The 20,552-nt window shown below is 48.9% G+C and carries 32 protein-coding genes, 3 tRNA genes and 2 pseudogenes; 1 reads left to right on the forward strand and 36 read right to left on the reverse strand.

The features are described from left to right. The first annotated feature begins 33 nt into the window (after positions 1-33). Complete coding sequence (locus VF575_01705; protein HEX8182298.1) at positions 34-987, forward strand: hypothetical protein; 954 nt, start codon at positions 34-36, stop codon at positions 985-987. Positions 988-1,181: 194 nt separating this feature from the next. Here VF575_01705 and VF575_01710 read toward each other — a convergent pair. The 36 genes and pseudogenes from VF575_01710 to rplC all read right to left on the reverse strand — a co-directional run bounded on the left by VF575_01710 (position 1,182) and on the right by rplC (position 20,462). Further along, a tRNA-Thr gene (locus VF575_01710) sits at positions 1,182-1,256 on the reverse strand. A 34-nt stretch (positions 1,257-1,290) separates the two neighbouring features. Then, positions 1,291-1,375: transfer RNA gene (locus tag VF575_01715), tRNA-Tyr, on the reverse strand. Between the two features lie 43 nt (positions 1,376-1,418). Then, a tRNA-Thr gene (locus VF575_01720) sits at positions 1,419-1,494 on the reverse strand. A 99-nt stretch (positions 1,495-1,593) separates the two neighbouring features. Continuing rightward, positions 1,594-2,247, reverse strand: a complete 654-nt coding sequence (locus VF575_01725; protein HEX8182299.1) for a tetratricopeptide repeat protein — start codon at positions 2,245-2,247, stop codon at positions 1,594-1,596. 60 nt (positions 2,248-2,307) lie between these two features. Next, the gene (locus VF575_01730; GenBank protein ID HEX8182300.1) at positions 2,308-3,135 is read right to left on the reverse strand and encodes a hypothetical protein; all 828 of its coding nucleotides are present in this window, start codon (positions 3,133-3,135) and stop codon (positions 2,308-2,310) included. A gap of 68 nt (positions 3,136-3,203) precedes the next feature. After that, complete coding sequence (locus tag VF575_01735; protein ID HEX8182301.1) at positions 3,204-4,061, reverse strand: RluA family pseudouridine synthase; 858 nt, start codon at positions 4,059-4,061, stop codon at positions 3,204-3,206. Next, positions 4,058-5,101, reverse strand: coding sequence for a tryptophan--tRNA ligase (gene trpS / locus VF575_01740; protein HEX8182302.1), 1,044 nt, complete (start codon positions 5,099-5,101; stop codon positions 4,058-4,060). Before trpS ends, VF575_01735 begins: the two co-directional genes overlap by 4 nt. Positions 5,102-5,494: 393 nt before the next feature. Further along, positions 5,495-5,899: a 30S ribosomal protein S9 gene (gene rpsI, locus VF575_01745; protein ID HEX8182303.1), complete on the reverse strand. Its 405-nt coding sequence runs from the start codon at positions 5,897-5,899 to the stop codon at positions 5,495-5,497. A gap of 1 nt (position 5,900) precedes the next feature. Further along, complete coding sequence (rplM, locus tag VF575_01750) at positions 5,901-6,401, reverse strand: 50S ribosomal protein L13 (GenBank protein HEX8182304.1); 501 nt, start codon at positions 6,399-6,401, stop codon at positions 5,901-5,903. A 119-nt stretch (positions 6,402-6,520) separates the two neighbouring features. After that, positions 6,521-6,874, reverse strand: a pseudogene (gene rplQ, locus VF575_01755) (50S ribosomal protein L17). Positions 6,875-6,880: 6 nt separating this feature from the next. Next, positions 6,881-7,831 (reverse strand): DNA-directed RNA polymerase subunit alpha, encoded by a 951-nt coding sequence (locus VF575_01760; protein HEX8182305.1) that lies wholly within the window; start codon positions 7,829-7,831, stop codon positions 6,881-6,883. A gap of 18 nt (positions 7,832-7,849) precedes the next feature. After that, positions 7,850-8,470, reverse strand: a complete 621-nt coding sequence (rpsD, locus tag VF575_01765) for a 30S ribosomal protein S4 (GenBank protein HEX8182306.1) — start codon at positions 8,468-8,470, stop codon at positions 7,850-7,852. A 1-nt stretch (position 8,471) separates the two neighbouring features. Further along, the gene (gene rpsK, locus VF575_01770) at positions 8,472-8,894 is read right to left on the reverse strand and encodes a 30S ribosomal protein S11 (GenBank protein ID HEX8182307.1); all 423 of its coding nucleotides are present in this window, start codon (positions 8,892-8,894) and stop codon (positions 8,472-8,474) included. Positions 8,895-8,903: 9 nt separating this feature from the next. Further along, positions 8,904-9,290 carry a 30S ribosomal protein S13 gene (rpsM, locus tag VF575_01775; GenBank protein ID HEX8182308.1) on the reverse strand — a complete coding sequence of 129 codons (387 nt, stop codon included), beginning with the start codon at positions 9,288-9,290 and terminating at the stop codon, positions 8,904-8,906. A gap of 2 nt (positions 9,291-9,292) precedes the next feature. Beyond that, the gene (rpmJ, locus tag VF575_01780) at positions 9,293-9,409 is read right to left on the reverse strand and encodes a 50S ribosomal protein L36 (GenBank protein ID HEX8182309.1); all 117 of its coding nucleotides are present in this window, start codon (positions 9,407-9,409) and stop codon (positions 9,293-9,295) included. Positions 9,410-9,587: 178 nt separating this feature from the next. Continuing rightward, entirely contained in the window at positions 9,588-9,809 is a 222-nt protein-coding gene (infA, locus tag VF575_01785) for a translation initiation factor IF-1 (GenBank protein HEX8182310.1), read from the reverse strand. A gap of 68 nt (positions 9,810-9,877) precedes the next feature. Then, positions 9,878-11,359: a preprotein translocase subunit SecY gene (secY, locus tag VF575_01790; protein ID HEX8182311.1), complete on the reverse strand. Its 1,482-nt coding sequence runs from the start codon at positions 11,357-11,359 to the stop codon at positions 9,878-9,880. A 141-nt stretch (positions 11,360-11,500) separates the two neighbouring features. Next, positions 11,501-12,019 (reverse strand): 50S ribosomal protein L15, encoded by a 519-nt coding sequence (rplO, locus tag VF575_01795; protein HEX8182312.1) that lies wholly within the window; start codon positions 12,017-12,019, stop codon positions 11,501-11,503. Beyond that, positions 12,016-12,675: a 30S ribosomal protein S5 gene (rpsE, locus tag VF575_01800; protein HEX8182313.1), complete on the reverse strand. Its 660-nt coding sequence runs from the start codon at positions 12,673-12,675 to the stop codon at positions 12,016-12,018. Before rpsE ends, rplO begins: the two co-directional genes overlap by 4 nt. Position 12,676: 1 nt before the next feature. Further along, complete coding sequence (gene rplR / locus VF575_01805; protein ID HEX8182314.1) at positions 12,677-13,033, reverse strand: 50S ribosomal protein L18; 357 nt, start codon at positions 13,031-13,033, stop codon at positions 12,677-12,679. A gap of 8 nt (positions 13,034-13,041) precedes the next feature. After that, positions 13,042-13,581, reverse strand: a complete 540-nt coding sequence (gene rplF, locus VF575_01810) for a 50S ribosomal protein L6 (protein HEX8182315.1) — start codon at positions 13,579-13,581, stop codon at positions 13,042-13,044. 30 nt (positions 13,582-13,611) lie between these two features. Further along, positions 13,612-14,010, reverse strand: coding sequence for a 30S ribosomal protein S8 (gene rpsH / locus VF575_01815; GenBank protein ID HEX8182316.1), 399 nt, complete (start codon positions 14,008-14,010; stop codon positions 13,612-13,614). 16 nt (positions 14,011-14,026) lie between these two features. After that, a complete protein-coding gene (rpsN, locus tag VF575_01820) occupies positions 14,027-14,296 on the reverse strand; it encodes a 30S ribosomal protein S14 (GenBank protein HEX8182317.1) in 270 nt (89 codons plus the stop codon). Next, positions 14,296-14,919, reverse strand: coding sequence for a 50S ribosomal protein L5 (rplE, locus tag VF575_01825; GenBank protein ID HEX8182318.1), 624 nt, complete (start codon positions 14,917-14,919; stop codon positions 14,296-14,298). The genes rpsN and rplE overlap by 1 nt, the downstream gene beginning before the upstream one ends. Then, positions 14,919-15,230 carry a 50S ribosomal protein L24 gene (gene rplX, locus VF575_01830; GenBank protein ID HEX8182319.1) on the reverse strand — a complete coding sequence of 104 codons (312 nt, stop codon included), beginning with the start codon at positions 15,228-15,230 and terminating at the stop codon, positions 14,919-14,921. The genes rplE and rplX overlap by 1 nt, the downstream gene beginning before the upstream one ends. A gap of 41 nt (positions 15,231-15,271) precedes the next feature. After that, entirely contained in the window at positions 15,272-15,640 is a 369-nt protein-coding gene (gene rplN, locus VF575_01835; GenBank protein HEX8182320.1) for a 50S ribosomal protein L14, read from the reverse strand. 80 nt (positions 15,641-15,720) lie between these two features. Further along, a pseudogene (gene rpsQ, locus VF575_01840) lies at positions 15,721-15,963 on the reverse strand (30S ribosomal protein S17). Next, positions 15,963-16,163 (reverse strand): 50S ribosomal protein L29, encoded by a 201-nt coding sequence (gene rpmC, locus VF575_01845; GenBank protein HEX8182321.1) that lies wholly within the window; start codon positions 16,161-16,163, stop codon positions 15,963-15,965. Before rpmC ends, rpsQ begins: the two are co-directional and overlap by 1 nt. 1 nt (position 16,164) lies before the next feature. Beyond that, positions 16,165-16,578 (reverse strand): 50S ribosomal protein L16, encoded by a 414-nt coding sequence (gene rplP / locus VF575_01850; GenBank protein ID HEX8182322.1) that lies wholly within the window; start codon positions 16,576-16,578, stop codon positions 16,165-16,167. 1 nt (position 16,579) lies between these two features. Beyond that, entirely contained in the window at positions 16,580-17,209 is a 630-nt protein-coding gene (gene rpsC / locus VF575_01855; GenBank protein HEX8182323.1) for a 30S ribosomal protein S3, read from the reverse strand. Position 17,210: 1 nt separating this feature from the next. Continuing rightward, positions 17,211-17,636, reverse strand: a complete 426-nt coding sequence (gene rplV / locus VF575_01860; GenBank protein HEX8182324.1) for a 50S ribosomal protein L22 — start codon at positions 17,634-17,636, stop codon at positions 17,211-17,213. 5 nt (positions 17,637-17,641) lie between these two features. Further along, on the reverse strand, positions 17,642-17,911 hold the full coding sequence (gene rpsS, locus VF575_01865; GenBank protein ID HEX8182325.1) for a 30S ribosomal protein S19: 270 nt from the start codon (positions 17,909-17,911) through the stop codon (positions 17,642-17,644). A gap of 1 nt (position 17,912) precedes the next feature. Next, complete coding sequence (rplB, locus tag VF575_01870; GenBank protein ID HEX8182326.1) at positions 17,913-18,749, reverse strand: 50S ribosomal protein L2; 837 nt, start codon at positions 18,747-18,749, stop codon at positions 17,913-17,915. Next, positions 18,749-19,174 (reverse strand): 50S ribosomal protein L23, encoded by a 426-nt coding sequence (rplW, locus tag VF575_01875; protein ID HEX8182327.1) that lies wholly within the window; start codon positions 19,172-19,174, stop codon positions 18,749-18,751. The genes rplB and rplW overlap by 1 nt, the downstream gene beginning before the upstream one ends. Continuing rightward, positions 19,171-19,827 (reverse strand): 50S ribosomal protein L4, encoded by a 657-nt coding sequence (gene rplD / locus VF575_01880; protein HEX8182328.1) that lies wholly within the window; start codon positions 19,825-19,827, stop codon positions 19,171-19,173. The genes rplW and rplD overlap by 4 nt, the downstream gene beginning before the upstream one ends. Before the next feature lie 2 nt (positions 19,828-19,829). Next, complete coding sequence (gene rplC, locus VF575_01885; protein ID HEX8182329.1) at positions 19,830-20,462, reverse strand: 50S ribosomal protein L3; 633 nt, start codon at positions 20,460-20,462, stop codon at positions 19,830-19,832. Positions 20,463-20,552 lie beyond the last annotated feature (90 nt).

Raw genomic sequence — 20,552 nt, forward strand, 5'->3', positions numbered from 1 at the left:
TAGCCTGCCAAATATTGGAGCAACCCGTCAACCATGAAAATCTGGTCAAAAAAATTTAATCAATCCGGCGATACAATTGTCGAAGTCCTTATAGCACTGGCCGTTATCAGTAGCGTATTGGCTGGTGCCTTTTTAGTATCTCAAAAGAGCGCCCAAGCGGTTCGAAACGGGCAAGAACAAGCTGAAATGCTACAAATACTACAAGGCCAGGTTGAGCAAACGAGATCTATGGCGCTTGCGGAAACTAATCCAGTGGCCGGCATATTCGCTACCAGCCCCAGGTATTTCTGCGTAAATGATAGTGATGCAAACAATTTGCAACGTGCTAATTACCCGGCTTCTTTCGATATAGGCAATCGTAACTTTGATGATTATGAAGCTGACTGTAAAAAAGGCCGGTACAATGTTATCGGAACGTACGATAGTGGAGCAAAAACCTTTACGTTTTATGGTCGTTGGGACGGCATAAGCGGTGGCAAAAACGAAGTTAAACTTTCATACCGGGTATATCCGGCAACGGCTGCAGCCGCAAGTATCGCAACTTTAAGTTCTGCAACGAGCACCCCAAGTGCATCTTCGGGACCAAGCCCAAGCCCAAGTCCGGCTCCGCGGGGTCAAGCAGAATTTACCAATAATTCGAATTGCGGAGGTGCGTTCTACCCGCCATGTCCGCCACCACCCGCCAATGGCCGGTACATCTATTATGCGCAGTACACAAATATATCACTCAATGACCCATCGATTGTTATTGGTTGTACATGGAACTGGGGAGACGGCACAGTTGAACGACTACCTGCAAATGATACAAGATGTCAGTACGGCCAAAGATCGAGCCGCCATCTTTATGCCGTCCCTGCAGGTGAATTGCCTTATCCTCAACAGTGTAGCGCTCGAACGGTCTACAGAGTTACGCTCGTCATGCATTTGATAAACGGAGTCAACACGCCGCCGTATAGTTCATCTGCAGTCATGCCCGTATGTGCGTAACCGGCTTGTATAACTTCTAATTGCGCTTTTTATTTTTGAAAACAAATCATATTGGGTGCGTGTCAGACTTTTTATTATAATATATAAACTTCGTTTTTCTAGGATCTCATGGCTACCAGGTACGTCCTTTATGGATGTAAGCAAATAAAAAACTCTGTTATTTCTAACAGAGGTGAACTATCTTACTTAAATCTTGGAGCCACGACTGAGATTTGAACTCAGGACCCCTTCCTTACCATGGAAGTGCTCTACCACTGAGCTATCGCGGCATTGTGGATATGTGTAGAATTGTACAATAATAAATGGTGCAGGGTGTAGGATTCGAACCTACGAACTCGGAGAGGGCAGATTTACAGTCTGCTGTGTTTGACCGCTTCACTAACCCTGCATATATAATTGTTAAACTTGCTCCGACAAGTATCTCGGTATGTTGGAGCCGACAGAGGGATTCGAACCCACGACCCGCTGTTTACAAAACAGCCGCTCTAGCCACTGAGCTATGTCGGCGATTTGTTAAGAAGCGGTATATCTAACGCTGATTAACAGATGTTAGTGTATCAAATTGACCCGCATTCAGCAACCATTGGAAGTGCATATCCTGATTTACTATATGACGACGCGCTTCGGACGGACAATTCGCTTGGGGCGACCTGCTGGCACAATAAGCTTTTTAATTTTGTCCTCGATGAGATCGGCTTCGGCCTGCATGCCAGTTGCCATGTACGCTTTATGCAACAAGGTGTAGGTTTCTTTGTTTGGTTCGAGGCCAACGGCCTTCTCGAGCTCTTGGATCATGAGCTTGTAATTACCAAGTTTTTCCTGCACCTTGGCGTAGGCGACGTGGCGTGCGGCCAGCTCGTCTTCCAGCTTCAGTGCTTGCTCGAATGCAATAGCTGCTTTTTCATAGTTTTCAGTTTCGTAATAGATGAGCCCGAGGTTGTGTAATGAAGACGAGGTCGCCTCAATACTGGATGCGATTTCAAAGCAATCAATCGCGTCCTTGTATTCTTTTTGCTTGGCGTACAGTATACCAAGCCGGTTGTAAGCAGCTGCGTTCTTTTCGTCAATTTTAAGTATAGTCAGAAGTGCTTTTTCGGCACGAAGAAAACGATTTTCACGCATGCCTTTGTGGGCAATATCCCAGAGTTTGCCCAGGCGATCGCCAACTTTACGCGGTACGGCACCAAATTCATCTTCATGTAATTGAGCATGACGATAGGCCAAAGCGCTAAAACCAGCAACAACAAGTAGTTCTATCATGTACAGCCATTATAGCAGGTAAACTGCGTCGTCGCAGCAGACGACATGGGCTCAAGTAAGCTACAATTTCAGCATCAAGTTTGTCAGTACCAGCTTCGTTTGTGTGTTGTACTGGAGCTGCTCGGTCGCATCATATGTAGCCTGCATGACAGTACGCCAGCGTTGAATGGCTTTGGGGTCGGAGGTCCTGCGTATTGCTGTCCGGGACATCTGCCCGAGTACGTATAGGATGTCGAGACATAGTTGTCGTTGTTTGCTCAAACCGTCTACAAGCAGCAGACGCTGATAGGTTTTGGACTGCAAAATACCTCGTGCGTGCGTCGTGGCAACAACTAGGGGATGGGCTGTATCCTCAGCAAGCAGCGCGGCAGTCAGGCCGGGTAGCTCTCCGCTGAGCATCATGGCGCGCTGAATATCGCTGCTTTTGTGTCCATGTGAGCTGAAATATTCCGTTAATGTATCGGCCGCGGGCGGTAAGACGGCTAGCTCACGAACACGGGACTGTATTGTCGGTAAAAGTGAATCAATGCTGGATGCGGTCATGATAATAACGGTGTCCCGCGGCGGTTCTTCAAGTGTTTTTAGTAGTGAATTTTGAGCTTCAATTGTGAGGAACTGCGCATCTTCGATGATTACGGCCCGAGAAAAACTCTGTACTACTTTGCCGGGAATAGTCAGATGTAAAAAATGCTGTAAACTGCGTACCGTTTCGATTGGTATGGCCTTATTGTCGATGGGACGAATAATACGTATGTATTGATGCTTAGCAATTGCGTCAGGGGTATCCGACGATAGACCAAGCATGCCTGCGGTTATATACTGGGCAACACTCGCTTTGCCGCTGCCGCTTGTTCCGGAGATAAGGAGCGCATGAGACGGCTGCCTCATATAGTCAGCTATAGCAACAGCCGTTCGTGGATGAAAGATAAGACTTGATGGAGCTAGCATGCTTTAGCTTAATCTTTCAGTAGTTCAGTAAACGCATCTGGAACTGGTGCGGTGAAGGTGCGCTCACTGCCGTTTGGCAGTATGAGCGTTAATTCTGCGGCGTGCAGGTACAGTCGATCGGCCGTACGTCCGCCGTACAGTCTGTCGCCAACAATCGGCCGTTTAAAATGCATAAGATGTACACGCAGCTGGTGTGTTCGCCCGGTCGTCGGCCGCAGACGTAGCATGGTGTAGGTGTCGTTAGACATGATGCTTTCGTAGGCCGTGACCGCTGAACGGCCATTAATACCAACTCTAAATGTTTGCGGTTTTTTAGGATTTCGTTCAATCGGCATATCTATAATCGCCTGTTCGGGATGCATAACGCCTTCGATAACGGCCACATATTGCTTTTTGGCATGACGCTGTGAAAACTGCCGTTGCAGCCAATTGTGCGTGTCAGGTGTTTTGGCGCAGATCATGACGCCGCTTGTGTCGCGGTCCAGCCGGTGGACAATGCCAGCGCGTTCTCCCTCCATGCTTCGTAATCTGCCGCGCAGCCAGGTTGCAACCGTCGCCTCAGCGTGAAACGCGCCCTTGCTGTGTGTCAGCACCCCTGTCGGCTTGTTGACGACGACACAGTCATCATCCTCATATAGCACTTGCAAATCAATGCTCGGTATTTCATAAAACATGTCTTCGTCATGATCTATAGTGACTTTATCACCCGGCTTCATTTTGTAGCCGGCTTTTGTGACGACTACGCCGTTCACTGTTACTTTGCCATCGTCGATCAGCGTCGCTGCATAATTACGCGTTAAGGTCGGCATTTGCTCTACAACTCGTTGATCAAGCCGCTGGGCACGTGAGATTTCGAGATTACTCATCGGTTGGTAGCTTGTCTGAGGCCGACGGCTTCCTGAGTGCGAAGTAGTACGCCACTTGCCTGCTGGCGCATCGCCGCTTCACTGGTTTCTAGTTTGGTTTGGATAGCATGTAGATCAACATTGTCGAGTTTGATTTGGAAATCTTCCAAAAATGCACAAATGGCATCGGCCACGGCAGATTTGAGCGGACCATACTGCGTTTGGCCTTCGTACTGCTGGCGTATATCTGCAATCGGTACGCCTGTGAAAAGCGATAGTAAGTCGAGCAGGTTTGTAATCCCAGGCTGTAGTGCTAAATCGTAGGTGATTTTGCCGATACTGTCTGTTGTCGCCGATAGTATTTTCCTGCGGGCGATTTCGCTGCTATCACTTAAGAATATGACGCCTCTGCCGGTTTCGTCTGATTTGCTCATCTTTTTGGTCGGATCGTGTAAGTCGCGGATTCGCAGGCCCTGATCTTTACCAAAGAAAGCATGCTGTTCCTTGACTGGTTTTGGAATGGTGTAGAGCTTGCCGAAGCGGTTGTTCATGCGCTCGGCAATATCACGAGTGAACTCGAGGTGCTGTGTCTGATCGTCGCCAACTGGAATATACGCCGCGTCGTATAATAATATATCGGCAGCCATGAGTACCGGATAATTAAATAACCCGACGGACAGGCGGTCATCGCTAAGTTTGGCGGATTTATCTTTGAACTGTGTCATACGGCTCAGCTCGCCAAAACCGGCAAAACAATCTAATATCCACGCCAGTTCACTGTGCGCCGGTACGAAGCTCTGCCTATAGATATGTATATGCTCATTGTCCAGCGGCAGGCCGGCCGCGACAAACACTGCCAGATTATCTAAAATCTGATTATATAGTTTTGTGTGATCTGTTGGCGTTGTAAAGCTATGTAAATCAGGCACGAACATATTTATCTGGTAGGCATCAGATTTCGTTGTAGCCATATCGACCAAGGGAAGCATTGCTCCGAGATAGTTGCCAATGTGTAAGTCGTTATTGGCGCGGAGGCCAGTCAATATTACGGGTTTTGTCATATATAGTTTCAGTATACCTTAATTTAATGGTGACGGCCGTTAGCCAATCAATCGCTGTCCGGCGTAATGCACGCGTATTTTGCGCTTCCCGGATGCTATTACTTCAGTTTAGTTAATGATTGCATTTGTACATTGAGAAATAAAAATCCGCCTGATTGGCGGATTTTCTGTGTATCTTACCGCTTGCGATAAGAAGATCGTACAGGAGAAACAGCCAAGCTCTTGCCGGTGTACACAAACCAATAAACGAAGTTAACTATATGACTCATTACATCTATTATAGATCACGATTCTTATGCTGTCAACAACCTGGTCATGTATACAGATTATAGAGCACCATGTACATGCAAAACCCGTAGATTTCTCCACGGGTTTTGCAAGCGATAGGTTATATTAACGCTTGGTAAACTGACGCTGTTTGCGAGCGCCTTTGAGTCCAAATTTCTTGCGTTCTTTCTCGCGTGAGTCACGACCGAGAAGATCAGCACGCTTCAAAGTTGTTTTGAGATTTTCGTCCATAACTGTCAAAGCTTTCGCAATGCCGAGACGAATGGCTTCGATCTGGCCATCGTGACCGCCACCACTCACATGAGCGGTGATAGTGTAGGTATTCTCAGTTCCCAAAACAGTAAACGGCTGGTTTAATTTTGCGAGTAAATACTTACTGTCGGCAAAATATTCTTCGGCAGATTTTTCGTTGACGTGGATAGTCCCTGTACCTTTGCTAATACGTACACGGGCCGTCGCGCTTTTGCGCCGGCCGAGAGCGTAGAAATAGTTATCAGTTTTATCAGCCATCTTATTTCTCCTCTACTTTCGTTGCACGTGACGCACGGGCTTTTGGTGCGCGGTCGGCTGCCCGGACAGACACTGATACTGGCTTTTGCGCCTCGTGTTTGTGTTCTGCACCCTCATATACTTTGAGGCGGGCTAACCGATCGTCACGTAGTTTGTTAACCGGCAACATGCCACGGACGGCGTGCATGATTGCGTGAGTCGGATCTTTTTCCATTTGTTCCGCAAAGGTGCGCTGTTTGATACCGCCTGGGAATCCACTGTGACGGTAGTAAATCTTGTCGGTAGTTTTTTTGCCTGTTACGACTGTGTCTTTGGCATTAATGATTATGACAAAATCACCACAGTCAATATGGCTGGTAAACATCGGCTTTTCTTTGCCTGTCAGCAAAGTAGCAACGCGGGCAGCGACACGGCCAAGCGGTGCTTCAGAAGCGTCGACGATATACCAGGCGCGAGTTACGTCACCTGGTTTGGCGCTATAAGTTGTATTATGTATTTTCATTATGCTTTCTCCTCCGTGCTGGCGGCGGCTTTTGATTTTGCCGTTCCTGCCGGCTTAGCTGCAGGCTTTGGAGTTGCCGGTACGGCAGCTTTGGCGACTGGAGCTTCCTGCAGATCGTCTACGAAGCTGACGCGTGCCAGCTGAGCGTTGTCACCACGGCGCGTGCGGGTTTTTACTATTCGCAGGTGGCCGCTGTTCCGTCCAGCAAGCTTTGGTGCGATTTCATCAACTAGCTTGTGGGCACTGGCGATGGTCTGCAGCTTGGCAATGATCTGACGGCGGTTATGTAAGTCACCTTTTTTAGCTTTCGTGATCAATTTTTCAATGTAGGGCACGATTTCCTTGGCTTTTGGCAAAGTAGTTTCGATTGTTTCATACTTCACGAGGCTATCAGCGAGACCCTTTACAAGAGCCCGGCGTTGATCGCGTTCGCGGTTGAATTTCTTTCCTTTATATCCGTGTCTGTGCATAATTAATTCCTACAGTTCCAGTTCCGCTAGCTTGTCTTTGACTTCGTCGAGCGCTTTACTGCCAAAACCTTTAAGGTCGCGTAGTTCAGCGTCATTTAAAGAAAAGAGATCTTTGATAGTGTGAATGTCGTTGTTGATCAGTGCATTGGTAGTGCGGGCAGATAAATTCAAATCTTCAATTGATGTATTCAGTGCGCCTGGCTCGTCACCACTGACTTCTTCTGACGGCTGTACGCTTGAAGTTGTGCTGTGTGATGACTCAGCAACAGCGACTCGAGTAGTACCGGCTAGAGCTGTGTACTGGTTCACAAGGATGGCTGCAGCCTCTTCAAAGGCATCACGAGCACTGATAGATCCATCAGTTTCTATAGTTAGGAGTAGTTTATCGAGATCGGTAACTTGACCAACGCGGGTGTTTTCGACTTTGTAGCGTACTCGAAGAACTGGCGTGAAGACCGCATCAAGCGCGATGGTGTCACCGGCTTTACGGGCAGTGCCTTCTTCGATGGTGCGGTAGCCGCGTCCGACTTCAACAGTTAGATCCATCGTGAAGTTTGCTGTATCGTCATCAATTGTTGCGATGACGTGGTCAGGATTGACGACTTCAACGTCCGCATTTGTCTGAATGTCTTTTGCAGTAACATTTCCCTTGCCTTTTTTGACAATACGCAGGTTTTGCACATCGTCACCGTAGACTCGGAAGCGGATACCTTTGAGGTTTAACATGATGTCAACGACGTCGTCTTTGACGCCAGGAACAGTTGTAAATTCGTGCGTTGCACCTTCAATTTTGAAGCTGGTAACAGCAGCGCCAGAAATACTGGAGAGTAATACTCTGCGCAGGGAATTGCCGAGCGTCATGCCGTAGCCGCTGTGCAGGGGCTCAATTGTAAATGTTGAGCTTGAAACGGTATGATCATCGACTGCGACGAGACCCGGTGTGTGAATGTGATTTGCCATTGTACTAGCGTCCTTCCCTTAACGTGAGTAGTATTCTACGATTAGTTGTTCATTGATATCTGGTTCAGCATCGTCGCGGACTGGAAGGCCCGTTACTTTGACTTCAAATTTCTTGCGGTTAGCGGTAATCCATTCAGGCGTCGATGGTGGAACTGGACTAACTTCATCAAGCCGCTTGAAATATTCAGTTTGCTTGCTGTGGTCACGAAGTGTCAGTGTATCACCGGCTTTCATGCGGATTGATGGAATATCAACGCGGGTGCCATTCAGTAGGAAGTGTCCGTGTGTAACGAGCTGCCTGGCTGCGCGGCGGCTTGGTGCAAAACCTGAACGGTATATGACGTTGTCGGCACGTCGCTCAAGCAACTGTAATAGTACAGCGCCGGATTGACCTTGTGAGCGGCTAGCTTCCTTCATGAGATTGCTAAACTGCTTTTCAAGCAGTCCATACAGGCGCTTGACCTTTTGTTTCTCACGGAGCTGCAAGAGGTATTGGCTGCCTTTGCCACCGCGGAAGCGGCCATTGGCTGCCTGACCGGGAGGTGTAGAGCGCTTGACAAGTGCTTTGTGAGCTTTTGGGTGAAGGGCATAGCCTTCACGCCGGCTCATCTTTACGATTGATCCTGTATCACGTGCCATGTTAGATTCTCCTCGCCTTCTTAGGTCGAACGCCGCCGTGCGGTACGCCAGTCACGTCTTTGATGCTTTCAACGGCTATGTCCATGCCTGCAAGCACGCGGACGGCTGCATCACGGCCGAGACCGACGCCTTTGATGAAAACGTCTGCACGCGAGAAGCCGTACTGTTGCTTGGCGGCTTGAGCGGCTCGTTCAGCAGCAACCTGTGCGGCGTATGCTGTTCCCTTTTTAGAGCCACGGAAACCACAAGCCCCAGCGCTTGAAGCCGTCAAAACTCCGCCGCGCGGATCGCTGAACGTTACAATTGTATTATTGAATGTTGCAAGCACGTGAACTTGACCTTGGGGAACGCTTCGCTTAGCCTTCTTCTTGGCTGTTGTCTTTGCGCCAGTTTTTGCTGATGGTTTAGTAGTTGCTTCTGCCATATGGATATCCTACGTCTTAGACGCGACTTTCTTAGCCGTGCCACCGACAGTTAATTTGCGACCACGACGGGTTCTGGCGTTTGTCTTTGTGCGCTGGCCGCGACTTGGCAGGTTTGCCTTGTGGCGAAGCCCGCGGTACGAATTGATTTCTTTGAGTCGTTTTATGTTGCCCGCAACAATACGCTGCAGCTCGCCTTCGACTGTGTAATCATTGTTGATAATTTCTTGAATGCGGCCTATTTCAGCATCAGTCAAGTCTTTGACCCGGACAGTCGGCTCAACTTTGGCGCCATTTAAAATGTCATAACTAGATTTTTGACCAATACCATGGACGTACGTTAACGCAATCCAGGTCTGCTTTTCATTTGGAATGGTAACTCCAGATATTCGCGCCATAGTTAACCCTGCCTCTGCTTATGCTTAGGTTTCATTTTGTTGATAACGTATAGTCTGCCCTTGCGACGGACGATTTTGTCATCTGGACTGATCTTCTTGACACTTGCACGTACTTTCATACGGATCATTGCCTTTCTTTATGTGGTAATGACACACTGCTTATAGTTTGTAAATATAACCTGAACCGTTCAGGACAGTGCAGTTTGGAACGATTCGCGAAGCCCGTAAGCGAGCCGTACTTCCGTACGGTGAGTGCGGACTGGAACGAATCGACCAAAATGTGCTGTAATGAAAGGTTCAGGATTTGCGATAGGTGATTCTGCCCTTAGTAAGATCATAAGGGGTCAACTCGACCGTCACGCTGTCACCGGGTACGATACGGATGAAGTGTTTCCGCATTTTCCCAGCAACATGAGCTATAATTCTATGGCCATTTTCGAGCTCTACAATAAATTGAGTCCCTGGAAGAGGCTCAATTATCGTACCCGTTAACTCGATTACTTCTTTGTTGGTGGCCATAAATATAACAAGTTCTAACTATAACAGACTATAGGGACGTTTGTAAAGTTCTAACTGATAAATCGTTGTTATTTTTCATCTTTATTTTTGTTGCGTGACTTAAATCGTGGTATGAAGCGAAGCCGTGAGCTCGCACCAGTAGCTGCTTCATTAGCGTTCAGTGGTTCATAGAAAAAGTCAGGCTGCGCATACTGGTCGTAAGTGACCATGAGGGCCCTCGACTCAACGGCACGTAGCGTCTGTAATGCAACAGACACCAAGATGAGTACACTGGTACCGCCGATTGCGATGTTGGCAACGTTTGTCACGAACATCTGGGCTATGATCGGCACTAAGGCTAACAAGCCGAGACTGAGCGCTCCAAAGAATGTCAGCCTGTTAACGGTTTTAGCTAAATACTTTTCAGTCTGAGAACCGCTCCTTACTCCTTCGATGAAACCGCCCTGTTTTTGCAGATTTTCAGATATTTCCTTGGAGTTGAAAGTTATGCTTGTGTAGAAATAGGTAAATACAAATACCAGCAAGAAGTACGCGACAGGATATATGTACGCATGCCAGCCGCCTGCAGCGAATGCTTCGGCGCTGGTCGGCGGTTGAAACCATAAAGTTAGGTTACCAGCCAGCTCGCGCAGTCGTTCGCTGCTTGAGTTCGTTAACAGCTGTCCGGCAAATGTCGGTACACTTAAAAATGCGACTGCAAAAATGATCGGTACGACACCGGCCGTTATAAGCTTCACCGGTAGTACTGTCGTCACGCCGCCGTAGGCGCGGTTGCCTTGCACACGTTTGGCATAATTCACCGTTATCTTCCTGGCTGCTTCATTGAGTTTGACCACAAGGAACGTCACGAATATAACCGCCAGTATAATTAATAATGCAGTCAGTAGTGCCTTACCGTTCACAGGTATGGTTTGGCCGAATAGTGTGAATTGCTGGCCTTTTGCGAAGATTGGACTACCAAGCTGGGCAATAGTTTGCGGCAAACTACTGACAATACCGACAGTAATAAGTAATGATATACCGTTTCCAAGGCTTTGTTCGGTCACCAGTTCACCGAGCCACATAAGCAACATCGACCCGCCAGTCAGTGCACTGACCATAAGTATCCATTGCCCGAGTGACGCGTTAGCCGTAATGTCTCCAACACCGCCAATGCTTTGTGCGGTTTGCCGGATGAGATATACGGCACCGATGGACTGTATGATGGCGAGTGGAAACGTCAATAGACGGGTGTATTGGTTGATCTTCTTCTGTCCGTACTCACCTTCCTTACGCATGGCTTCGAGCCGGGGAATGGCTTTTGTCAGCAGCTGCATAATGATCGAGGCATTGATGTATGGCCCGAGACCAGCGATCATTATCGAAAAATTCGCCAGTGCTCCACCGGACAAAACATTCAAAATATTCAAGAATTGGGGAGAATTACCGTTTTCAAAGATGTTGGAAAGAATCTGCTGCAAGGTTTGCGGATCTGTAATCGGTACTGGTATGTGCGCTAAAATACGAAATACCAATAATATTCCGAGTACAACAAAAATACGCTTTCGCATATCTTGCGATTTTAGCGAGCGGCCAATAACTTTCCAGTTCACGTGTTTCCCCCAATTATGAATACTTGCAATCAAGCAATTGTAGTTATGTTCATCAGTATAGCGCGAGTCCTACTCGACTAGCTAGTGTTGCAGTAAAAACTACTTATCAGTTTTAGCTGAAGGTTTCACCGGTTTTGATGTTTTCCGGCCTACTTTATCGTCCGTTCGGGCGGGGCGACCGACCTGAGCAACGATAGTAACGGAGCCGCCTGCTTTTGTCACCGCTTCACTTGCGTTGGCGCTTGCGCCTTGCAGATGAACCGATATGGCGCGGGTAACGTCACCTTTGGCAAGTAGCTTGATGCGTACATGCGCACTGCTGACAAGTCCGGCTTCAGCAAGAACGTGCGCGTCAACAGATTTTGCAGATAGTTCGTTGATCTGTCCCGTATACACATATTCCATGGGTACGCGGTGACTGCGGAAGCCAGGCAGCTTAGGTAGGGCTTGCATAAGTGGGTTTTGGCCACCGGCGAAGCCAGGCTTAGCCTTTGATCCGGTACGCGAGCCGTATCCCTTTGTTCCGCGTCCAGCGGTCTTGCCTTGTCCGGCTGCAATGCCGCGGCCGACACGCTTTGGAGATTTCTTGTGCTGAGTATTTAATTCGTTAAATTTCATTTTGCTTCCTTCTTGTCGGCTGCATCACTGACCATTTTGGCTCGGGATGCAGTTTTTTTCTCCAAGCTTGTCGTTACCCATTTGCTGGCTGGAACAATTTGTTCAAGCGCTGCGATGGTTGCATACGCTGTGTTGGCTTTGTTAGTTGAACCAAGTGATTTGCTCAGCGCGTTGCCGACACCAGCAACTTCAAGGATTGTACGTACGACACCGCCGGCAATGAGTCCGGTACCAGCGCTGGCTGGTTTGAGCATGATCTTAGCTCCGGCTACTTTGGCTTCGGTTTCATGAGGCAGCGTGCCTTTGTAGAGAGCAACGGTAATCATGTGCTTCTTCGCAACGTCGGTTGCTTTGGTGACAGCTGCCGTTACGTCAGCACCTTTGGCGATGCCGATACCGACTTTGTGCTTACGGTCTCCGACGACGACAAGTGCGCGGAATCGGAAGCGACGACCACCTTTGACGACACGTGCGACACGGTCAACGTGCAACGTTCGTTCATCAAATTGCTTTTCTTCGGGAGCCATCTCTGGACGTCGTGGACGTCGGTCATTGCCACCACGGCCACCGCCCTGACCACCACGGTTGTAGCCGCCCTGCGTTGCTTGCGGTGCTGCATTTGCTGCTGGTGCTTGTGTAGTTGTAGCGTCAGCCATATTAGAACTCCAATCCTGCGTTACGGGCTGCGTCAGCTAGAGCTTTGACGCGGCCATGATATGACCTGCCTCCGCGGTCGAAGACGACAGCGCTTACTTTGGCGCTTTTAGCCTTCTTTGCAATTTCTGTACCAACCCACATCGCTTTTTCAGTTAGGCTACCGGTGGCTTGTTTCTGGCCAACAGTAGATACATAGGCAACCGTTTTATGGGTTGTATCGTCAATAACCTGAGCGGTTACGTGGAGCAAGCTAACGTGCACACTGAGACGCGGGCGTGCAGTGGTCCCGCTGACGGTGCTGCGGATACGGCGCTTACGAATCATGCGAGTTTGTAATTTACGTGTAAGATTTGTCATGCGAACTCCTACTTGTCCTTTCCAGATTTACCAGACTTGCGGATAATACGCTCGCCTTCGTATTTAATGCCCTTGCCCTTGTATGGTTCTGGCTTTTTGAGCGCCCGGATTTCTGCGGCAATTTGTCCGACTTGCTGTTTGCTAATGCCATTCACGGTAATCGTGTTTTGCTCGACAACAGCGGTGATACCTTGCGGTAACGCAAAGTTGACGTCGTGCGAGAAACCAAGGTTCAGCTTGAGGCCGGATCCTGCCATAGCGACACGGTAACCCACGCCGTTAATTTCCAGCTTTTTACTAAAGCCGGTTGTCACGCCCTGGACCATATTGTTAATAAGCGCACGCATCAAACCATGCTTGGCACGGTTTTTCGGCTCGTCATTTGCGCGTGCAACTGTCAGCACGCCATTTTCCTGCGTTATTGTGATACCTGGCAGTGTGAACTGTGATAATGTGCCTTTCGGTCCAGTCACCGTAATCGTGTCAGGGTCGACAGTGATTGTCACGCCGTTCGGGATTTCGATCGGTAGTTTTCCAACTCGACTCATGATTATTCCTTATGTATTCCGTTATCCGGATTAGTAAACTTTACAAATTAATTCGCCACCAACGCCTTGAGCCTGGGCTTCCTTGCCAGTCATCATGCCCTTGGATGTCGATACAATAACGACTCCACGACCACGCTTGACAACAGGAATTTCCTTGGCACCGACATAATATCGGCGGCCAGGCTTACTGAGGCGCGTGATTTCAGTGATTCGGGCATTTTCAGATTCGCCGTTGATCGTAATGGTGAGCGTCTTGCCAATTGTAGCATCGCTGGTGCGTACTGCCATCAAGAAACCGCTTTTTTTCAGCAGTTCAGCAACTGCTTGCTTTGATTTACTATGCGGCATGGACACTTCGTGTTTGTTAACACCAATTGCATTGCGGATCCGGGTGAGCATATCAGCGATAGGGTCTGTGCTTGTTATCATCTGTATTTACTCCTTTCTACCAACTTGATTTAGTTACGCCTGGTATTTCGCCCCGGCTAGCGTGTTCGCGGAAACTGATACGACTGAGACCGAACATTCGCATGTAGGATCGGGGACGGCCTGTTTCGTTGCAACGGTTCTTCCATCGGGTTGGGCTTGAATTGCGTGGTAGTTTTGCCAGACCTTCTTGGTCACCGAGGGCTTTGAGTTCAGCTCGCTTTGCGGCGTACTGCTTAATCATTTTCTGACGCTTTAGGTCGCGGACAACGATAGATCGTTTAGCCATTATTTCTTCTCCTCTTTCTCAAACGGCATGCCGAATTTATCCAGCAGTGCACGTGCGTGAGCTTGTTCTTCGCACTTGATTACCATAACTGCCTGTAAACCGTGTGTGGTTGTCGTTTCTTCGAACGTGAGTTCAGGGAAGACTGATTGGTCGGTCATGCCCAGGCTGTAATTGCCTTGCTTGTCAAAAGCTTTGGCGCTGACGCCGTGAAAGTCACGCAGGCGAGGGAGTACGACAGTCAGTAAACGATCCAGGAATTCGTACATTCGATCACCACGGAGAGTGACTTTAAGGCCGACTTTATTGCCTTCACGGAGCTTGAATGTCGCAATTGACATACGAGCTACTGTTTCGACAGGCTCCTGGCCGGTGATTTTACGAAGCGTGTTAGCGGCAAATTCCATCAGTTTTTTATCGTCTTTGGCACGTCCAAGGCCGATGTTGACAATAATCTTTTCGAGACGTGGCACTTGATGTGCATTTGCAAGACTAAGCTCTTTGAGAAGAGCTGGTGCGATTTCAGTGACGTATTCTTCGCGCAGGCGAGGTCGAGTCGTAACTTTGGCTGAACTGCCTTTTGGCGTCGCTGTTGCAGCTGGCTTCTTGGTCGCGGTTGTTGCCATTACTTGATCTCCTTTCCTGTGCTTTTAAATACGCGTGTCTTGGTACCATCTTCGGCTACGTTGTAACCGATACGGCTGGCTTTTTTGGTGGTCGGCTCAACGAGACCGACTTTACCTACCCATATTGGCTTCGTTAGTTCTACGATACCACCTTGCGGGCGAGTCTTTGTCGGCTTCATTGCCTTTTTGACGATGTTGATACCTTCGACAGTAACTTTATTCTCAGTTGGGTGTGTCGCGACAACTTTGCCAGTCTTGCCTTTATATTTGCCGGCACGAACAACGACAGTGTCGCCCTTTTTAAGACGGATTTTGTAAATCTGCTTGGCTTCTTGAGTTCTAGAGTTGGACATTATAGTACCTCCGGTGCAAGGCTGATGATTTTGGCGTAGCCCATGTCACGAAGTTCGCGTGGTACTGGTCCAAAAATACGGGTTGCCTTTGGTAGTTTATCTTCACCAATGATGACGGCTGCATTATCGTCAAATTTGATAGTTGAGCCGTCTTTGCGGTTGATCTGATATTTCGTCCGGACGATGACTGCCTTGACGACGCTTTTCTTTTTGACAGTGCCATTCGGAGCTGCTTGTTTGACGGTTGCAACAATAGTATCACCGACGCGGGCGTAGCGCTTGCGGCTGCCACCGAGAACGCGGATACAAAGAATTTCCTTGGCGCCCGAGTTATCGCAGACGCCGAGTCTTGTTTCTTGTTGAATCATGATTCGGCCTCCTCGCTAGCGTCGTCAGACTTAGTTTTGACTGGTTCCTCGACTTTTGTGAGAGACAGTGAGTCCTCACGGAGTAGTGGCTTCTCGATAATCCGCTCAAGCGTGTGGCGCTTGCGAGCACTCAAAGGACGAGTCTCTACGATAGATACCTTGTCACCAACTTCAGCTTCGTTTTTTTCGTCGTGGGCCATAAATTTACGGCTGACGCTATATTGTTTGCGGTAAATTGGGTGGGTCTTACGGGTCTGCACAGTGACGACAATCGTCTTGTCAGTTTTGTTCGACGACACAATACCGATGATTGTTTTTGCCATTACTTGCTCTCCTTAACGAGCTGCTCACCGAGAACGGTTAACATCCGTGCTAAATCTTTGCGCTTGCCGCGGATAACGCGGACATTCTGGATTTCACCCATGTGTAAACCGCGTTTGAGACTCGCAATCTCGTCGCGGAGTTTGCTGGTTTCAACCGTCAGGTCTTGTGTGGATAATTTGCGTATGTCGATAATTTTCATATTATGCCTCCTCTTTCACGAGGAACTTGGTCTTAACTGGAAGCTTGTGAGCTGCAAGACGCATAGCTTCACGGGCGGTTTCTACGGGTACACCCTGCATTTCGAACAGGATGGTGCCAGGCTTTACTTTGGCGACGTAGAATTCAGGACTACCTTTACCACTACCCATTTTTACGTCCTGTGGCTTGCGCGTAACTGGAGTGTGTGGGAAGATGCGAATCCAGATTTTACCACCACGCTTAACGTAGCGAGTCATAGCTTGACGTGAAGCTTCGATCTGGCGCGAGGTGATGCGCTCGTGGCCTTGTGCCTGAAGTGCAAATTCGCCGTATGCTATGTTCTGTCCGGCAGTAGCAACGCCTCGGATCTTACCCTTGCGTACTTTGCGGAACTTCATTCGGTTTGGTAACAACATATTAGCTTACCTCGCCTTTGTAGATCCAAACTTTAACACCGATGATTCCAGCGTTTGTCTTGGCAGTTACGCCTGCATAGTCAATGTCAGCACGTATGGTGTGCAGTGGAACCGATCCGGCTACTTCTTTTTCTGTGCGGGACATTTCAGCGCCGTTTAGACGTCCTGCGACCTGGATACGAATACCAAGGGCACCGGCGCGCATAGTAGCAGCAGCTGATGACTTGATTGCACGGCGGAAGCTCATACGGCGTTCAAGCTGGTGAGCGATGTTTTCTGCAACCAGCTTGGCGTAGAGTTCTGACTTTTTGATTTCGTCGATATTGACGCGGACAGGAACTTTGTATACTTTTTCAATTGCAGCTTTGAGCTCTTGGGCACCCTGGCCACCGCGACCGATAACAACACCAGGCTTAGCGGTCGTAATAGTGACAGTAACAAGGTTTGGTGATCGCTCAATATCAACTTTGTTAATTGATGCCCTCGAACCGAGGTTTTTGATGATCATGCGGCGAATCGTGAGATCGTCTTTAAGGTATCCAGCATAATCACGCTTCGTTGCAAACCATTTGCTGCGCCAGTCTTTGTTGAGCTGGAGGCGCATGCTAATGGGGTTAACTTTTTGTCCCATATTATTTCTCCTCCTTAACTACTTTGGCCGTACTGGTGGCTGCCGCTTTGACAGGCTTCTTAGCCTCACGGATGTCACCATCAACGACAACACGGATGTGACTAGTGCGGCGCTGGAATGGCAATGCACGTCCTTGCGCAGCTGGGCGGTAACGCTTGATGCGCGGACCGTGGTTAACGGTAATTTCAACGATACGAAGCGTCTTTAGCTTCATGCCGTGATTATGGTCAGCGTTAGCGCGGGCGCTTTCGATAGCTTTGATAACCGGCAGTGCTGAACGACGAGGTGTGTTGGCAAGAATTACCAATGCATCCTCGACTGTACGGCCACGAACCAAGTCAGCAACAACGCCGACTTTGCGGGGACTCATACGAACACCCTTAGCGATAGCGATAACTCCTTTATTTGCGATTGCGAGTACACTCATATCATTTACCTTTTCGCCAGCTTACCGCCGTGATTGCGGAATTTACGTGTTGGACTAAACTCACCAAGCTTGTGGCCAACCATGTTTTCTGTAATGAACACAGGCACATGGACTTTGCCATTATGCACGGCAATGGTGCGGCCTAAGAAATCAGGCGTAATCGTGCTGGAACGGGCCCAAGTCTTAATGATTGTGCGGTCGTCGCTTCCGAGCGCCAAAACCTTCTTCATAAGCTTTGGGTCAAGAAATGGACCTTTTTTCAGTGATCGACTCATCTTATCTCCTCTTCGCGAGTGATCGGCTTCTGACGATCATGTTGTTAGTTGACTTACGACGGCGGGTTTTGAATCCAAGTGTTTTCTGACCCCATGGAGTTCGCGGAGCTTTGGCCATACGGTGACGACCACCATCACCACCACCGTGTGGGTGATCGACGGCATTCATGACGACACCACGGACACTCGGGCGCTTACCCTTGAGCCGGTTACGACCGGCTTTACCGATCTTAACGTTTTGGTGCTGCTCATTGCCGAGACTACCGATACTTGCCATACATTCGACAAGTATTTTGCGGACTTCACCAGATGGCAGGCGAACCTGTGCGTACTCACCTTCTTTGGCCATCAGCTGGGCACTGTTGCCAGCACTTCGCACCATTTGTGCACCTCGGCCTGGCTGAATCTCGATAGCGTGAATGGTGCTACCGACTGGGATGTTCTTAATTGCCAAGCGATTGCCAGTTTCGATTGGAGCTTCTTCGCCGCTGGTGATAGTTTGACCGACGGTCATGCCGTTTGCAGCAAGTATGTAGTGGTATTCACCAGTTTGATCTTTGATACGGGCAATACGGGCTGAACGGTTCGGGTCGTACTCGATGTGTTCAACAGTTGCGACTTTGCCAGCTTCAAATTTGAAGTTAACAAGACGGTAGAAGCGCTTGGCTCCACCGCCACGATGTCGGGTAGTGATGCGGCCCTGGTTATTTCGGCCGTTGGTACGGTTCTTGATAACAATCAGGCTGCGCAGTGGCTTCTTGGTGGTAATGTCACGCGAACTGATGCTCGTCATGCCACGTCGGCCGGGAGTAGTTGGTTTGTATGCAATTATAGCCATTACTTGCTCTCCTTCTTAGCCTGTTTAGCTGCAGATTTGGCTTCGTCTTTTGCGGACTTTGCTTCAGCTTTGGCAGCTGCTTTCGCGAACTGCTCATTTGCTTTGGCTTCTTTCGCAGAAGCTTCCTCGATAGCCGCGAAGATTGGCATAGAATCGCCGGCTTTTAATGTTACGTAAGCTTTCTTGACGTCAGACGTACGTCCTGCTGTCGGTCGGCCGCCCTTGCGAACAGTACGCTTCGTTTTACCTTTGGCATTTACAACGTTGACTTCTGTGACAGTAACGCCGTATTGAGCCTCAACTGCACGAGCAATTGTGTGCTTGTTGGCGGCTCGCTCAACGTCGAACACATAAGTGTTACGAACTTGGCTCAGGCCGTAGGCTTTTTCGCTGACGCGAGGTTTTAATACGAGGGACATACTCATGATGTTGCCTCCTTTTTAGTTGTATCACCGAGCCACTCAGAGACAATGCTCAGCGCGGGCTTAGTAATAACGATGGTGTCCGCATTCAAGGCATCAAAGGTATTGATGTATTTTGCTGAAATCAACTTTACATCACCAATGTTGTTTGTTGCACGTACCATGTCATCGGTTAGTATATCAACGACAACGAGAATACGGCGGGATGCGCCGACCTTGGCAAGCAATGCAACTGCAGCTGATGTTTTACCACGTTGTGCTGTGAAGTCATCGATAACGATAACGTTGCCTGCTTCGTGAGCCAAGCTGAGTGCCTGACGGATAGCTAACCGCTTCGCCTTGACGTTCATGTTTTTGATGTAGTTTTCTTCACCGGTTGGACCGAAAGCGATACCACCGCCACGCCAAATTGGGTTGCGTGATGAACCGAAGCGGGCGCGTCCAGTACCCTTTTGCTTCCAAGGCTTCTTACCACCACCGCGTACGAGTCCACGGGTCTTGGTAACTGCATTGCGCGTACGACCATTGGACAGGTATGCAGTGTACGCAGTTTTTAACAAATCGTGATTTTCTGGGACGACCTCGAATACATGCGCATCGAGCTTGGCTGCCGTTGTTGCTTTCGTGCCGTCAGCTTTATAAGTAGGAGTAGCCATGATTACTTCGCTCCTTTCAAAATGATAATGCCTTTACGAGGGCCAGGTACGGCACCGGTAACGCCAATGAGGTTGTTTTCCATATCAACGAAAGCTACTTTCAGATTCTGAATAGTTACCTGATCATGGCCTAGGTGGCCAGCCATTTTCTTTCCCTTGAAAATGCGCTGCGGATACATAGATCCGATAGAACCTGGCTTGCGGGTGTTACCCTTTCCACCGTGTGTTTTGCGCTGACGGTGGAAGTTGTGACGGCGAATTGTGCCAGCCCAACCTTTGCCTTTGGTGAGGCCAGTAACGTGTACTTCATCACCAACAACAAAAGAGTCGGCGGATACCATCGCGCCGACCTTGAGGTCTTCAGTAATTTCGTCCACGACGAATTCACGCACAATCTTTGGCATAACTTCTGTTTTAGTTGCGTCAGACGCGGCTTTGTAGTGGCCCGTCAGCGCTTTAGTAATGTTTTTACCAGTTTCAGCACCAAGCTGAACGGCGGTGTAACCATCTGTGTCGATGGTCTTCACTTGCGTTATTACGCAAGGACTAGCGGAAAGCAAGGTTACGGCAGTTACAACACCATCGTCAGCGATAGTGCTGGTCATACCAACCTTCCTAGTAATCATAGCTTTCATAGTTACCTCTTAATTACCCCTGTAATACCACTCGTATATCATCCCAAAGACTGACATAAAAATTCTTGGCGACTCGTGGTTTCGTCTCTG

It is taken from the genome of Candidatus Saccharimonadales bacterium, from assembly GCA_036388415.1.
In the GTDB taxonomy this organism is placed as follows: Bacteria; Patescibacteriota; Saccharimonadia; order Saccharimonadales; family UBA4665; genus UBA4665.

Coding starts and splice junctions, on each gene's coding strand:
- VF575_01705 (HEX8182298.1), top strand. CDS start 34: ATGAAAATCTGGTCAAAAAAATTTAATCAATCCGGCGATACAATTGTC.
- VF575_01725 (HEX8182299.1), bottom strand. CDS start 2,247: ATGATAGAACTACTTGTTGTTGCTGGTTTTAGCGCTTTGGCCTATCGT.
- VF575_01730 (HEX8182300.1), bottom strand. CDS start 3,135: ATGAGGCAGCCGTCTCATGCGCTCCTTATCTCCGGAACAAGCGGCAGC.
- VF575_01735 (HEX8182301.1), bottom strand. CDS start 4,061: ATGAGTAATCTCGAAATCTCACGTGCCCAGCGGCTTGATCAACGAGTT.
- trpS (HEX8182302.1), bottom strand. CDS start 5,101: ATGACAAAACCCGTAATATTGACTGGCCTCCGCGCCAATAACGACTTA.
- rpsI (HEX8182303.1), bottom strand. CDS start 5,899: ATGGCTGATAAAACTGATAACTATTTCTACGCTCTCGGCCGGCGCAAA.
- rplM (HEX8182304.1), bottom strand. CDS start 6,401: ATGAAAATACATAATACAACTTATAGCGCCAAACCAGGTGACGTAACT.
- VF575_01760 (HEX8182305.1), bottom strand. CDS start 7,831: ATGGCAAATCACATTCACACACCGGGTCTCGTCGCAGTCGATGATCAT.
- rpsD (HEX8182306.1), bottom strand. CDS start 8,470: ATGGCACGTGATACAGGATCAATCGTAAAGATGAGCCGGCGTGAAGGC.
- rpsK (HEX8182307.1), bottom strand. CDS start 8,894: ATGGCAGAAGCAACTACTAAACCATCAGCAAAAACTGGCGCAAAGACA.
- rpsM (HEX8182308.1), bottom strand. CDS start 9,290: ATGGCGCGAATATCTGGAGTTACCATTCCAAATGAAAAGCAGACCTGG.
- rpmJ (HEX8182309.1), bottom strand. CDS start 9,409: ATGAAAGTACGTGCAAGTGTCAAGAAGATCAGTCCAGATGACAAAATC.
- infA (HEX8182310.1), bottom strand. CDS start 9,809: ATGGCCACCAACAAAGAAGTAATCGAGTTAACGGGTACGATAATTGAG.
- secY (HEX8182311.1), bottom strand. CDS start 11,359: ATGCGAAAGCGTATTTTTGTTGTACTCGGAATATTATTGGTATTTCGT.
- rplO (HEX8182312.1), bottom strand. CDS start 12,019: ATGAAATTTAACGAATTAAATACTCAGCACAAGAAATCTCCAAAGCGT.
- rpsE (HEX8182313.1), bottom strand. CDS start 12,675: ATGGCTGACGCTACAACTACACAAGCACCAGCAGCAAATGCAGCACCG.
- rplR (HEX8182314.1), bottom strand. CDS start 13,033: ATGACAAATCTTACACGTAAATTACAAACTCGCATGATTCGTAAGCGC.
- rplF (HEX8182315.1), bottom strand. CDS start 13,581: ATGAGTCGAGTTGGAAAACTACCGATCGAAATCCCGAACGGCGTGACA.
- rpsH (HEX8182316.1), bottom strand. CDS start 14,010: ATGATAACAAGCACAGACCCTATCGCTGATATGCTCACCCGGATCCGC.
- rpsN (HEX8182317.1), bottom strand. CDS start 14,296: ATGGCTAAACGATCTATCGTTGTCCGCGACCTAAAGCGTCAGAAAATG.
- rplE (HEX8182318.1), bottom strand. CDS start 14,919: ATGGCAACAACCGCGACCAAGAAGCCAGCTGCAACAGCGACGCCAAAA.
- rplN (HEX8182320.1), bottom strand. CDS start 15,640: ATGATTCAACAAGAAACAAGACTCGGCGTCTGCGATAACTCGGGCGCC.
- rpmC (HEX8182321.1), bottom strand. CDS start 16,163: ATGAAAATTATCGACATACGCAAATTATCCACACAAGACCTGACGGTT.
- rplP (HEX8182322.1), bottom strand. CDS start 16,578: ATGTTGTTACCAAACCGAATGAAGTTCCGCAAAGTACGCAAGGGTAAG.
- rpsC (HEX8182323.1), bottom strand. CDS start 17,209: ATGGGACAAAAAGTTAACCCCATTAGCATGCGCCTCCAGCTCAACAAA.
- rplV (HEX8182324.1), bottom strand. CDS start 17,636: ATGAGTGTACTCGCAATCGCAAATAAAGGAGTTATCGCTATCGCTAAG.
- rpsS (HEX8182325.1), bottom strand. CDS start 17,911: ATGAGTCGATCACTGAAAAAAGGTCCATTTCTTGACCCAAAGCTTATG.
- rplB (HEX8182326.1), bottom strand. CDS start 18,749: ATGGCTATAATTGCATACAAACCAACTACTCCCGGCCGACGTGGCATG.
- rplW (HEX8182327.1), bottom strand. CDS start 19,174: ATGAGTATGTCCCTCGTATTAAAACCTCGCGTCAGCGAAAAAGCCTAC.
- rplD (HEX8182328.1), bottom strand. CDS start 19,827: ATGGCTACTCCTACTTATAAAGCTGACGGCACGAAAGCAACAACGGCA.
- rplC (HEX8182329.1), bottom strand. CDS start 20,462: ATGAAAGCTATGATTACTAGGAAGGTTGGTATGACCAGCACTATCGCT.